Annotated in this window: 6 protein-coding genes; all 6 read right to left on the reverse strand. The window is 47.2% G+C overall.

Features of this window, described 5'->3' with window-relative positions; translation table 11 throughout:
- Positions 1–957, reverse strand: a complete 957-nt coding sequence (locus tag U5K35_RS01440) for a sensor histidine kinase (protein ID WP_322569692.1) — start codon at positions 955–957, stop codon at positions 1–3.
- Positions 954–7,166, reverse strand: a complete 6,213-nt coding sequence (locus tag U5K35_RS01445; protein WP_322569693.1) for a nuclear transport factor 2 family protein — start codon at positions 7,164–7,166, stop codon at positions 954–956. The genes U5K35_RS01440 and U5K35_RS01445 overlap by 4 nt, the downstream gene beginning before the upstream one ends.
- Positions 7,167–7,245: 79 nt before the next feature.
- Positions 7,246–7,464 carry a hypothetical protein gene (locus U5K35_RS01450; protein ID WP_322569694.1) on the reverse strand — a complete coding sequence of 73 codons (219 nt, stop codon included), beginning with the start codon at positions 7,462–7,464 and terminating at the stop codon, positions 7,246–7,248.
- A 4-nt stretch (positions 7,465–7,468) separates the two neighbouring features.
- Positions 7,469–10,849: an ATP-binding protein gene (locus tag U5K35_RS01455; RefSeq protein WP_322569695.1), complete on the reverse strand. Its 3,381-nt coding sequence runs from the start codon at positions 10,847–10,849 to the stop codon at positions 7,469–7,471.
- Positions 10,850–10,950: 101 nt separating this feature from the next.
- The gene (locus tag U5K35_RS01460; RefSeq protein WP_322569696.1) at positions 10,951–11,592 is read right to left on the reverse strand and encodes a HAMP domain-containing sensor histidine kinase; all 642 of its coding nucleotides are present in this window, start codon (positions 11,590–11,592) and stop codon (positions 10,951–10,953) included.
- A gap of 34 nt (positions 11,593–11,626) precedes the next feature.
- A complete protein-coding gene (locus U5K35_RS01465; protein ID WP_322569697.1) occupies positions 11,627–14,659 on the reverse strand; it encodes a triple tyrosine motif-containing protein in 3,033 nt (1,010 codons plus the stop codon).
- Positions 14,660–14,661: the final 2 nt, after the last annotated feature.

Consider the following 14,661-nt stretch of genomic DNA (forward strand, 5'->3'; position numbering starts at 1 on the left):
TCAACCTGTAAGTTTGATCATAAATGTCGTTTGTCCGGGTTGGGAATGCACATTCAAACTACCGCCATGGGCTTTTATGATATCATTGGTGATACTGAGCCCAAGCCCTGTACCGGCAGTCCCTTTCTTGGTGGTGAAAAACGGCTGCAGAATTTTATCCTTCATCTCCTCAGGAATTCCGGGACCGTTGTCTTCGATTTCGATGGTGATGGTGGTTTCAGTTTTTTGAGTTCTCACCGTAAGTTTTGGGTGATAGCTTTCGCTAAGCGCAGAGCGCTCTGCGCTTAGCGATCTCATCGCATCAAACGCATTATTGACCAAGTTCAATATCACCCTAGAAAAGTCTTCGGCAATCAGTGGTACTTCTCCAATGTTCTCATCAAGCTGCAGATCCATATCTACGTAAATGGGATCTTTCCCCGCACGCATCCCGTGAAACGCCAGGTTGACATATTCTTTAATGATCGGATTCAGTGGCGTGGACTCCATCTTTCCGTCGCCGCCCCGCGAATGCTGCAGCATTGACTTGACGATACCGTCCGCCCGGGAGCCGTGTTTGTGGATGGTTTTAAGGTTTGCTTCGATGTCGTTAAGGATGTCGAGGATGAAGCTGCGGTCATCGCCACGGTCATCCCCCTGGCCGGCTTCTCCGTCCTCTCCCCCTTCGAAGGGGGAGGACACCCCTCGCCTGTGCTCCGCTTCGGCACTCCCCTCAAGGGGAGAATTCTCCTTTTCACTTTTCACTTTTGCCTTTTGACTTTCCGGTCCCCGGTCCTCCGTCATTCGTCGAATTTCATCCCTAACTTCTTCAACAAGCTCCAAACTCAACTCCGAAAAATTGTTCACAAAGTTCAGCGGATTCTTAATTTCGTGGGCGATGCCGGCGGTGAGTTGTCCCAAAGAGGCGAGTTTTTCCTGCTGGATGAGTTGAGACTGGGTGGCTTTAAGTTCAGTCAAAGCGCATCTTCGATACTTGCTTTGGCTTTTTCCAGTTTTACAAAATCCTCGTAACGCGCGTAGGCGATGGAGAAGGCCTTTGCGAGGGATTCTGACAGGCCGATTTCCTCATCATTCAGCGATTCGGTTGAGCCCACGTAGAGCATGCCCTGATTAAATGGAATGAAATGCAGATTCAGGGATTTAGGTGCTTCTTCGGCCCCCTGGTACGTTTTCATATCCGCGACCTGGTTCTGCTCCATCATCGAACGGCCCCAGTTCAGAAATTCTTCCTTTGTCCAATGTTGTGTGTAGACGCTACTTTGCTGCCACGCGTCCACGGTTTTGTTGACGAGCTCATTGGCACCAAATGGAAGGTGCATTACTGCCAGGGAGGTGCCGTCCGGTTTGGAGAGATAGACTTCAACTTGGTGCTCATCTTCGTGGATAATAAAAACGCCACAACGGATAAAGGAGACATCCAGTGTTTTGAGCTCATTCCATATCAGCGGAGTGATGTTTTGAAGATCATCGGTAGATCTCATGCTGGCAATTTCTCCACGCACCCTGTCTAATGACGCCTGTTTTATTGCCTCAGCTGCCTGGGCTTCGGCTTTTTGGAGATCGAGGAAGCGCGTGTACGCCTGGCCAAAGACCTTACCAATTCGTTTGAAAATGTCTTTTTCTTCCTCTGTAAATTCATTGAGATTGTAACGCGCAAAATGCAGGCAGGAATTATTTAATATCACCGTGAACCGTATCCAGCCGGGGGCGTTCAAAACCAGATCTTTTCTCTCCTGTGGAATACTTTTCAAATCAGAATTCTTAAATAAAAATCTAAAAAACTGGTCTTTTTCCGATTTAGAATATCTATCACTGAAAAAATTAAGATTCTTATCAAGGGCCTCGTAGAATTCCGATGTGATGGGATGATCTACATATGGAATATGGAATTTTTCTAAATAGGATTGGCCTTGGACATCAATCCAAAGATTTAAACCGTCAGCTGGGTCGGTCGAGAAGTCTGTCCATATCTGGGAATTATGAACGTCGATGCCCATCTCTTTCAACTCTTGACCAATCTGCCTGACGACTTTTATTAACTCATCACTTTTTTGCATTCCCATCGAACGAGCACGAACCCGTTCCAGAGCTGTTTCAATCTGAGCTTCTCGCGCCTGTTTCTCCGCTTTTTCCAGATCCAGAAAGCGGGTATACGTCTGCTCAAAAACCTTTGAAAACCGCCGGACAATCTCTTTGTCTTTCTCTGAATATTCTCCCTCCGTATGCCGCATCAAGAATACTCCGGTATGCTTTTGGTAGGTTCCTATATTGTCTATTAAACGAACATTCTTTAAAACTTCTTTACGCTCTTTGGGTACAACGTCCAGCTTGAAGTATTCCTCAAAAAACTCTCTTGTCTCAGCCTCGCTACCGGTTCGATAATCAAATGTTTTATTGCCTATTCGAGCCTCATAAAACGCGTTAAACATAGGAATATCCACGTAGGGCCAATGGATGATATCGTCATACGGTGACCCGTCTCCAACATTGATCCACATATACATGTCTTTGGTATCGTCTAACAAAAGCTGTATAACCACGGCATGAAAGACCAGGCCCAGACGTTTTAATTCTCCGTACATGGTATCAACCACACTTTGTAAGTCGGAGCTTTTCTGCATTCCCATGCTACGGCTTCGTACTCTCTCAAGAGCCGCTTCGATCTGTGATTCCCGTGCCTGCGCTTCTGCTTTTTTCAGATCCAGGAAACGGGTGTAGGTCTGATCGAAGACGTTGGTAAAGCGTTCAAAAATACCATGGGCATCGGGAACCGGTTCATAGGTGATAAACAGGAGAAACCCGCGGCTGAATTTGCACAGGTGGTTAATCTGGAAGGTTGGCAGTGAAAGACCTTGTGCCTCAATATTTTCAAACGTCGGACGAAGGTCCGGGAAGGATTTCATGTGCTCATAGTGCCCTTCCAGCGCTTCACCGCCGAGTTCCTGCACAAGCATGGTTTCATCACTTCGGAGGAACTCCCTCATTTCATCAAAAGAAGCTTCACCGTATAAGCGGAGTTTAAACGGTTCCTGAAGAACACCTTCGCTGCTCATCCAGCCTATAGCGGATTTTTTATCCTCCTCCATAATATTATATCCACAGCTCCAGGCCGGGATGCCCAGATCCTGCACCTCCAGGAACAGCAGGTTTGCCACTTCCGGCAGTTCGTCACTCGACTGCATGCCCATGGTGCGAGAGCGAACTTTTTCAAGAGCGGCTTCTATTTTGGCTTCGCGGGCCTGTGCTTCGGCTTTTTGCAGGTCGAGGAAGCGGGTGTAGGCTTGGTCAAAAACCTTTCCAAAGCGTTTGAAAATGTCTTTTTCTTCCTCTGCAAATTCATTGAGATTGTATCGCCCAAAATGCAGGCAGGAATTATTTAATATCACCGTGAACCGTATCCAGCCGGGGGCGTTCAAAGTCAGATCTTTTCTCTCCTGTGAAATACTTTTTAAATCAGAATTCTTAAATAAAAATCTAAAAAACCGGTCTTTTTCCGATTTAGAATATCTTTCACTGAAAAAATCAAGATTCTTTTCAAGGGCCTCGTAGAATACCGATGTGATGGGTTGATCTACAAATGGAATATGGAATTTTTCTAAATAGGATTGGCCATGAACATCAACCCAAATATTCAAACCGTCATCCGGGTCGGTCGAGAAGTCTGTCCATATTTGAGAGTATTGAACGTCGATATCCATCTCACTCACTTCTTTACCGATCTGTCGAACGACATCTATCAACTCCCCGCTTTTTTGCATTCCCATCGAACGAGCACGAACCCGTTCCAGAGCTGTTTCAATCTGAGCTTCTCGCGCCTGTTCCTCTGCCTTCTGGAGATCAAGAAAGCGGATAAAGGATTGCTCAAAAACTTTTGCGAAACGGATCAGAATTCTCTTTTCTTCTTCGGAAGGCAGATCTCCCTGGATAGAGGGGATCATTATGGCAGAGTTTTCAGACCAAGCCCATGCAATTCCATGGCTTTTGCTCTCTAAGATCACTTTTTTGTATTCGTCAGGCAGTTGCCGGTATTCGGAATGCTCAAAGGCATGACTGAAGAATGCGTTTTTCACATCATAGGAAAATATTTTCGCAAAATAGTCGTCCCCCCTGCTTTTAGATTCCCATGCTTCGTCGAACAGTTCATCTTCGAAATACGGTAAAAAATAAGGAACGGAAGGATGCGCAGGATCTTCGGTTGCAGTCCAGTGTATCACGTCTTTGGAATCCTGAAAATAGGTACAGATCACGGCTCCGCCGGTATCAAGAATAACGCCGGTGTTTTTCAACTCTTCGGCAACAACCCGTACCACGTCCTGCAGTTCATCGGTTTTATGCATCGCCAGTGAGCGGGACCGCACGCGCTCCAGGGCAGCCTCAATCTGTGCTTCTTTGGCCTGCTCCTCTGCTTTTTGAAGATCCAGAAATCGGGTGTAGGCCTGGCCAAAAACCTTTGCAAATCGTTTGAAAATCTCGTGTTCTTCATCTGTGAATTCATCCAGGCTGTATCGGCCAAAATTTAAGGTGGCTTCATTCAAGATTACTGTAAATCGTGTCCATCCGGAAGCATTGAGAATCAGCTCTTTTCTTTTTTTGGGTATTCTTTTGAGGTCAGAATATTTGAACAGCAGCTTGAAATAGGAGTCTTTTTCGGCCTTTGAATAGCGTTCACTGAAATAATCCAGACCTTCGTTCAGTGCGTTGTTAAAATTTAAGGTGATGGAATGGTCGATATAAGGAAGATGAAATTTTTCGAGGTAATCTCGCCCCTCAACATCCACCCAGATATTTAATCCTGTTTTCGGGTCATATGTATAGTCAGTATAAATTTGAGAATAGTGGAGCTGTATGCCCAGTTCATGAATTCCCTTTCCGATTTCCCTGACTACATCGATCAGATCATCGCTTTTGTGCATTCCCATTGATCGTGCTCTTACACGTTCCAGAGCCGCTTCGATCTTGGCTTCACGCGCCTGCTCCTCCGATTTTTGCAGATCCAGAAAACGGGTATACGTCTGTTGGAAAACTCTGGCAAAACGTTTAAAAACGTTATGGGCTTCAGGAACCGGCTCAAAGGTGATGAACAGAATGTATCCGTATTTGAAAAAGGCTGCATGATCGATTTGGGAAGCAGGGAAAGGAATTCCTTTAGCTTTCATTTGAAGAAGCTGCTCACCCACGCCCGGCAGGCTGCATAAATAGTCGTAGTGAGCGGGACAATCCTCTTCGCCAATCTCGTTTACCAGCAGTGTTTCTCCTCTTTGGCCCGCCTCGTAGTAGTCCAGAAATACTCCTTCTCTTGGGGTTCTGTATTTTGGAAACGTACCCTGGCCGTTGCTGCCCCATTCCAGCGATCCATCCGGATGATCATCGTAAATATTGAACGCACAGAACCAGGTATTGATGCCCAGGGCCTGTACCTGTTGGACGAGCTCCATGGAAAGATCGGCGAGCTCTTCACTTTTATGCATGGCCATGCTTCTGGCTCTTACCCTTTCGAGCGCCAGCTGTATTTCAGATTCCCGGGCCTGTGCTTCCGCTTTTATGATGTCAAGAAAACGGATATAGGTTCTCCTGAACTCTTTGGCAAAGCGCTCAAAAATCTCAAGCTCTTCATCTGTGTAGAGTTCCAGATCCCATCTTACCAACGATATGGTGACTTCTTCTAAAAACGCATCTACGATGACCGAACCTGGGTTTGCATACACTAAATCCGAGACCTCATCAACCACTTCAGGGGCATATTTCCGATAGTGATCAATAAATTCATCCTTTTCTTTTTTTGTAAAAGATTTAACCTGTATGGGATTCCCTGTTTTTTCGTATTCCTCCACAGCTTCTGCTGTTTTAGTGAAATACGGTGTATCTATATAGGGGATTAAAATTTTATGGGACAGATTTTCTGCTTCTGGCACAAAACTCCACAATTCCCAGTCTCTGTTTTTTGTAATAGGTCCATCAATGATAGTAACATCGTCAAACCTTACATCAACGGCATTCAGTTGTTCGCCAAACAGTTCAATGATGCCAAGAAGATCACCCTGGGTCTTCATCGCCATGGTTTTTGCTCTCACTCTTTCAAGTGCCAGCTGTATATTGGCTTCTTTTGCCTGGGCTTCGGCGTTCTTAAGATCCAGGAATCGGGTATAGGTCTGATCAAATACCCCGGCAAATCGTACAAGAATATCGGGATCAGGGTAGGGCTCCAGGGTTATGATCAACAGATAACCATGCTTGAAATAAGCGGCATTCCATTGCTGCCACTCCGGCAAGGAAAGTCCTTCATCGAGAATTTTTTGGAAAAACGGCTTCACCTCCTGCAGGGAGAGCATATAGTCATAATGGCTTTTAAGCTTCTTTCCGGAAGCCTCAAGAGCCAGGAAGTCTTTCCCGGCTTTCCATCCTTCGTACATCTTACTATGAGCCGGATCCGTAGTATTCGGAATAGCTACCGGAGGAAAAACGCCATTTTCATTGGCGAACCAGAAGGAATCTTTATCGCTGTCCATCTCACATAATCCGAATCCCGTACCCCAAAGGTTTCCACCCAATACTCTGAGTTGTTCAAATAAAACGAAGGCTACGTTCGCGAGTTCTTCAGATTTCTGCATGGCCATGGTTCGGGCACGAACACGCTCCAAGGCAGCTTCAATCTTCAACTCATAATTTTTATTCTCTAACTCAACCGTTCGGCGTTTAACCGCTTCGCGAAGTTGGGTATTTTCCTTTCTAAGTGTATCGAAAGCAAATGTCTCACCCTGTTCGGTGTGAGAATCCGGATAGGAACCATGTTGATGCAGCACCTTCCAAGCTCCATCAATTTTCTGAATCAACGTCGATAATCTGAATTTGCCATAAAATGTCCATTTCTCATCAATCCTGATAAAGAAATCCATGAACTCATGTACCATTAGATACCCATCATAAGGGATGATCTGCGCTTGCTTATTCCGGATTTCAATCATTCCCGCCATTTGATCAATAACGCGGTGGGTGTATTCAACTATCTCCTGTTTTGAATTCCAAATCTCTTCTTCCGTGCCGCCAATATTTCGGTAATCATCCACCAGGTAACTTTGCCAATGTTCCAGATCGCCTCTGAAATAGGAACCCCAGTAGTCATCCATCATGGCACTGATCTCTGCTTCAAGTTCTTTTGTGATTTTCATGGGTTGTCTTTTAATTTAGTAATCTGATCATGAATTTTAGCTTGGGTATCATAATTATCAATTAATTGTTTGCCTTGGCTCATTTATATGTTGTATCAGCCGGTGGGCGGATACGGCCTACGGCACGGTAGGAGAGGGGATGATTCGTTCTTTCTACCCATATTTCGTCCCTAATGGGACGCGATTCCGAAATCTCAATTACGATTTGAAGAAATTCACCAACTTTATAATGCAGATGAATCAGATCATTTTCCTGCCTTGTGAGTCTGTTACTTATGGTGCGGAAGAATTTTAACATAATATCAACCTGTGAGTTTGATCAAAAATGTTGTTAGTCCGGGTTGAGAATGCACGTCCAAACTACCGCCATGGGCTTTTATGATATCATTTGTGATACTGAGCCCAAGCCCTGTACCGGCAGTCCCTTTCTTGGTGGTGAAAAACGGCTGCAAAATTTTGTCCTTCATCTCGTCGGGAATTCCGGGACCGTTATCTTCGATTTCGAAGGTTACGGTGGTTTCAGTTTTTTGAGTTCTCACCGTAAGTTTTGGGTGGTAGCTTTCGCCATGCGCAGAGCGCTCGGCGCTTAGCGTACGCATCGCATCAAACGCATTATTAACCAAATTCAAAATCACCCGGCTAAAATCCTCTGCCACCAGCGGTACTTCGCCAACCTTCTCATCAAGCTGCAGATCAATATCTACGTTGATGGGCTCTTTTCCGGCGCGCATCCCGTGAAATGCCAGGTTCACGTACTCCTTAATAATCGGATTTAGAGGCGTGGGCTCCATTTTTCCGTCTCCGCCCCGCGAATGCTGTAGCATGGATTTGACAATGGAGTCGGCGCGGGTGCCGTGCTTGTGGATAGTTTTGAGGTTAGACTCGATGTCGTTTAGGATGTCGAGTAAAAAATCCCCTCTTGAGAGGGGATTGAGGGGTGTGTTATTGGAGTTGGAAGCTTCTTCAGAATTTTGAAGTTGATCACCATCTTCTGTCTTACCAGACACACCCCTTGCTTCGGCTTCACCTCCGCTTTCCCCTCTCAAGAGGGGAGGATCCCCCGGTCCCCGGTCCTCCGTCACCCGTCTGACTTCATCCCTGACTTCTTCCACCAGCTCCAAACTCAACTCCGAAAAATTATTCACAAAATTAAGCGGATTCTTAATTTCATGGGCTATGCCGGCGGTAAGCTGGCCGAGGGAGGCGAGTTTTTCCTGCTGCACGAGCTGATCTTTTGCGGCTTTGAGATCCTGGTAAGCTTTTTCAATCTCCTTGGCTTGTTCCAGTTCTTTCTCTCTTGCACGTTCTCTTTCTTTCTTGATGAGTCGTCCGCGCTGGAATCGATCTATGGCAAAAACGCCCCCTGCAAATATCAACAGATAGCCTATATATGCCCACCACGAAAACCACCAAGGAGGCAGTACGGCAAACGCATAGGTTCCCACAGAACTGATTTTCCCGTATGTATTCATTGCTCTCACTTCTAAAACATAGTCGCCATGAGGTATGTTGGTGTAGTCTTTAAATGATTCACGGGTCCAATTTGTCCAGTCATCATCAAAACCCGCCATTCTAACCTGGTACCATGTTCGAGCTTCGTCTTCAATAAAATTTGTTCCGAACCTGAAGCGCATGTCATTTTGTTCGTGGGGAAGCCGTACCTTATCAATAGATGCATTTATTGCTCCATCAAAAAATAGTTCATCTTGCTGTGTAACTCGTCTTACGAAAGCATTAAAGGAAATGTCATCAAGATAGTCGGAATGGCTGTTATAGCGCACAATGCCGTTTTCATTAGCTACCCATACAACTCCATCACGATCAGGGTAAATTTGCTTAACAATAGCGTCAGAAATTCGGGCAAGGGCTCCCTGGTGCAGAGAATCAAGCGGATTCTCCAATGACGGTGTAAATCCCAATGTTGCATCTGTCACGACCCAGTATCCGTCGTCAACCCCGCCATATACCTGGTTTGTACCAAATAGCTGCCTGTTCTGATCCCTCAAATCTGAAATTTTTGGAATAAAAGGCGCATCCAAATCCCATGGATCACTTGGTTTATAGATTCCTGTTTCAGTGCTAATTACTACCTCACCTTTTGCGGAGTAGACGTCCGCACTGCCAGAATCAAAAAACTGTTCGCTATCAATGCGATCAACCCTCATATTATCACCGGGATCTATTCGCAATAAACCCTGAAAGTCAGTGCCGGCCCAAATCACCCCGGTTCTGTCCTGTATAACTGTATTGACCTGCTCACTCACTCCATCAATAGACATACTATGCTTCCAATTTCCATTCAGGTATTCAAATATTTCTACTCCATCGATATGTCCCAGCAACACCCGATCAGACTTTAACAGAGACTGGCTAACGACTAATGCCTCAAATTCAGGCAGAATTTGTGATGTGCTATCTTCAAATACCTCTATTAAGCCTGTGTTTGAGGTTGCCAAAAGTCCATAGTCTGTGCTTAAAATTGAAAGGTGACTGACTGAAGATGATGGAATCGTTTGAAATACCGGAAGCTCAGTAAGAGACTGGCTCTTCTTTAAATATTGAATATCAGAACCTGAGATCGCATACAGGTTGCCATCATGTCTGGTGAGATCAACAATTCCGGTTGATAAACCCCTCGACTCATCGAAATACGACAGCGGGTTGGAAATCTCAACTCTGTTGAAGCCATTTGTAGTTGTAACCCACAGATTGTTAAACCGATCTGCATATACAAAAGTAGTTTGGGTTGATGTTAACACACGGCTATCGAGTACGTCGAGAATCTCTCCCGAATAATTCGTTAGATATACGCCACCTCTGATTGTGGCAAATGCATATCCCAACCCTTCAATTTCGGTGGCTTGATAGACGTTCTGATCGGTTAAGATAGGTGCTATTTGCGTTTCATACGGTTCAATCGATATTCCATCAAACAGAAAAGTCCCCTCTCTTGTAGCTATAAAAATGGATCCGTCGGGCCTGCGCCCCATATACCAAATGGAAATATCCGCAAAACGGGAGCCCCCGGGAACGAGTTGCAATTCCATGTTTTCCAGCACGTTCAAACCCACCCCAAGATCGACTATGTAAATTTCATCGTCCACTTCGTGTATGCGTTCAAAGCGCTCGTCCGGGTACAGCACGGTCAATGAATCGTTGTAGCTATAATGAAATGCAGCTCTCCGGGTTCGGAATAAAACGCCTTCTGAATATGCCACTGTTTCCCAGACATCCTCAAAATCTGCTAATTCATCCGGAACCTCCTGAACCATCGAACTAAATACAGATCTTCCCAGCGAATCGGCTTCAATAACCCCAAAATCATTCACACTCCCCACGTAAAGTTTGTTATTCTTGCCAAGAGCAAGTGAAAGGGCTACCTGTCCGCCGGCCACTTCGATCATTTTCCACTCTACACCGTCGTACTCCAGTAATCCATTCCCATTTCCTATATAAATCAGCCCATTATCATCCTCAGTCACTGCCCAGCTTTGCGTGTGGCCATTATATTCTGAAGTCATATATTGCCTGTGGATATAGGTCCCTTTTTCGCTCTGATCGGCCGTCTGTGAAAAGCTTTTTTCACCTGAAAAAATTAAGGCAAGTGTGGCAACCGTGTAGGCCCAAAATATACTTTTCCCTTGTGACCAAATCGTCTCTTTGAAAATCCTTTTATTCATCATTATGAGGCCATGTACATTTTGGGATAGTAGGTTTTTGCTTTTTCATAATCTTAATTTTGTAAAAAAATGGTTGAGGCGTAACACAACCAAGAAATATCTTCCTAACGCAGAGAAGACTTGTGCACAAGCTCTATCGAAAACATTGTTCTTCCAGGTTCAGAGTTTACTTCAATGTTTCCTCCATGTGCTTTCACAATGTCATTGGTGATTGATAATCCCAACCCCGTTCCTGCCGTCCCTTTTTTCGTCGTAAAAAACGGCTGCAGGATTTTGTCTTTCATCTCGTCGGGAATTCCGGGACCGTTGTCTTCGATTTCGAGTGTGATGGTATTGGTGTTGGATTTTGTGCGAACGGTGAGTTTGGGGCGGTAGCTTTCGCCATGCGCAGAGCGCTCGGCGCTTAGCGTACGCATCGCATCAAACGCATTGTTAACCAAATTCAAAATCACCCGGCTAAAATCTTCGGCGATTAGCGGCACTTCGCCAACATTTTCATCCAGCTGCAGATCAATATCGACGCTGATGGGCTCTTTTCCGGCGCGCATGCCGTGAAATGCCAGGTTCACATATTCCTTGATGAGCGGGTTGAGTGGCGTCGGTTCCATCACACCGTCTCCGCCGCGTGAATGTTGCAGCATCGATTTGACGATGGAATCGGCGCGGGAGCCGTGTTTGTGGATGGTTTTGAGGTTGGCTTCGATGTCGTTAAGGATGTCGAGGATGAGTTCTGTGTCGGGGCTCAATCCAGCATCCCCTCTTGAGGGGATTGAGGGTGTGTTAGCAGAGTTGAAGTTGCTTCAGATTTATGAGGTCGATTAACATACTCGCCTCAACATCTTCCCTGAAGCTTCGACGATAAGCTGGACACACCCTTGCTTCGGCTTCTCCGTCCTTTCCCCCTTCAAAGGGGGAGGACACCCCTCGCCTGTGCTCCGCTTCGGCACTCCCCTCAAGGGGAGATATCTCCGGTCCTCGGTCACCCGTCATCTGTCGAATTTCTTCCCTTGCTTCCTCCACCATCTCCAAACTTACTTCCGAAAAGTTATTCACAAAGTTCAGTGGATTCTTAATCTCATGAGCAATACCGGCCGTAAGTTGCCCAAGGCTGGCGAGCTTTTCCTGCTGAATAAGTTGATTCTGTGTTCGCTTGAGTTCCTGATGGGATTCTGCCAGTTGTGCATAGGCACGTTCAGTTTCGCGTGCCTGCTCCAGCTCCCGCTCGCGTGCCTTTTCGCGTTCTTGTTCAGTAAGGCGCTTCCGCTGCAGGCGGTCGACTCCGGCGACTAAGGCCAGGAAACCTCCGGAGTACATGGTTAACGCCCACCATTTCACCCACCAGGCCGGTTGTACACGCACCTCGTGCGTCAGGGGAGTCTCTGTCCACACACCATCATTATTTGCCGCCTGCACTTCAAATGTATAGGTCCTTGGCATAGCAAAGGCCGACAGGTTGGTGTAGCGCGCACGGGTTTCGTCTGTTGGTTCGGACCAGGTGTCGTCGTAGCCACGGAGGCGTGTGCGGTACCGCACCTGGCGTTCGGATGTGTAGCTGAGCGCTGCATAGGTGATTTCCAGTTCGTTTGATCCTGCGTTGTCCTCACTGTATTTAATGCTTCGAAAACCCAGCCTCGGTGGTATACTGTTTTGCCGATCACGGGATGGCTGATACTGTGTTACACCCGCCGTGCTGCTATGATAAATCATCCCGTTAGTACCTAAACGAAGCGCGGCAGGACCAGACGCTGTATGATATAGAAGCCCGTCGAACTGATCCGCGTGACGACCTGTTGGCAGACCGGTAGTGTCAACCTCAGTGATTCCTTCATCCGCGGACAGCCATACCGTTTGGGTCTCGGGGGAGTACATCATCGTATTTGGCGTTTCATTGAAGTCACTAAGATCAACCTCTCCTGCTACGCGAGGTTCGGCACCCCGGAGAATTTGGGTCGCAGCTCCGGGCGGCTGAACCCAGATCGATTCTCCGACGCTTAGTATTTTCGTAATGTGGCTGCCGGCAAAAGGCTCACCCTCTGCACTAAGGACTTGCTCAAAAACCGGCTGCGTCACAAAAGGTGCTACAGTTTCACCCGATCCCACAAGTGTGTCCGGAATGGCATACGAAAGCGGCACAGTACTCCGATAAAGCCCGCTATAAGACGCGCCGGCATAGAGGTGGCCGTATGAATCCCAGGCCAGCGTTATAAACTGCTCGGCCGGAATTCCTGAACCTGCATCAAAAAATAGCCAGCGATTACCCGCCCAACAGGCAACAGCCGGACGCTGAGCTTTTACGAAACAAACAATGGCTTCATCCTCATATAAATCTTCGGCAGGGGTCGTATCCCGAGGCGGTGATCCGCACTCAGAGGCCATGCCAATGCGGTAGCTTGTTAGTGTAGCCTCTTCGCCGAAGAGTTTTAGGCGCTGCTCCTGTGCAAAATTTGGCAGGGCCGGGGCAGGTTTATCGGTGGTAAGAATATCGATACCGGCGCGGGTCGTAATCCAAAGTCTCCCGACAGCATCGTGGCAAACATCCAGTAATAGATCGCTGGTTAGGCCATTTTCAACAGTCAAATGCTCCACAGTGCCATCTGACCCAATGAGCGACAAGCCTCCCGATGTAGCAACCGCCAGCACCTGCAGCGTATCGCCTGATGAAAGAGGCCATGCAATGTCAGGTTCTGTGGCGAGCGCTTCGGCTCCAACCAGCGCCGGGCGCTCACCGGTATACGACCGGCTTGTATAGGTCCGGAAAGCAGCCTGGTTCATCCGGAGCTTCGAGAGCCCGGTATTTTGTGAAACCCACGTGTTGCCTTCCCGGTCGGTGGTAATGCCCCAGACATTTCGGTCCAGAAACCCGTTCCGACGGGTATACTCGTTCGTTTCACCTGTCGCCACATTCAGCTCAAAGACACCTTTGCCCAATGTAGTTGCCCAGATGATGCCGGGAGCCACCTCGGTAATCCCGGTGATATATGCCTGCACGGCACCGGCCGGCATTTTTTCATTCCACGTGCGGGTCTCTTCATCCAGCCGCCAGAGATTCCCCTCCTTGCATCCTGCCCACAGCGATGCGTCACTATCTTCAAACAGTTCCATTACATCAATGCACGGCGACGCCTGTTTCAACGCCGGGAGCTCTCCATCCTCAAACACAAGCAACGAGTCATTTATAAGACTGGACCACACTGACCCATCCCGGCGGGTGATCATCGCTCTGACGGGTGCATATGTGCTATCGCTACGAAGCACCGTGGCCAGCGTATCCGCAACAAATGATGTTGGCCCATTTGCTTTGTAGCGAACAATACCATCCTGCGACGTGCCCAGCCACACAGCACCTTGCAGATCTTTTGTTAGCGGAGAACCGAACAGATCAGCACGACCCTTGTAGAGTGGTACATTAACCAGCGAATCTGTAAACTGAACAGAGTCTCCGATTGGGTATTCCGAAAGAGGCTGTTCCGAAACAGACAGCCCCTTATCAGAAGAAAGGACCCAAAGTCGTCCATGGGGCCCCTCGGCCATAGCAAAGATATTTAAACCAAGTGGCTGCTCAACACCCGGATATTTTTCCATCGTCTGGCTATCGTAGCGCAGAAGGCCAAACCCGTAGTTCGCAATCCAAAGGTAACCAAGACTATCCTGATAGGCTGTAAGCACCGGGGATTCGGGTAGTGGGTCGATATCGTCGAGGGCTGTGTAATGCTCAATAGGGAGCTCTTGGGCGTACGTCTCCGTTGCAAACACAGTGATCAGAGCCATCATACAGATTACAACTTTCAGGTACTCTTTTTTAGCAAACGTCATAT

Origin of the sequence: Rhodohalobacter sp. (assembly GCF_034521535.1) — a bacterium.
Taxonomy (GTDB): domain Bacteria; phylum Bacteroidota; class Rhodothermia; order Balneolales; family Balneolaceae; genus Rhodohalobacter.

Bases quoted from the DNA above. Each gene is read 5' to 3' on its own strand.
- U5K35_RS01455 (WP_322569695.1), bottom strand. From the start codon at position 10,849: ATGATGAATAAAAGGATTTTCAAAGAGACGATTTGGTCACAAGGGAAA.
- U5K35_RS01450 (WP_322569694.1), bottom strand. From the start codon at position 7,464: ATGTTAAAATTCTTCCGCACCATAAGTAACAGACTCACAAGGCAGGAA.
- U5K35_RS01445 (WP_322569693.1), bottom strand. From the start codon at position 7,166: ATGAAAATCACAAAAGAACTTGAAGCAGAGATCAGTGCCATGATGGAT.
- U5K35_RS01465 (WP_322569697.1), bottom strand. From the start codon at position 14,659: ATGACGTTTGCTAAAAAAGAGTACCTGAAAGTTGTAATCTGTATGATG.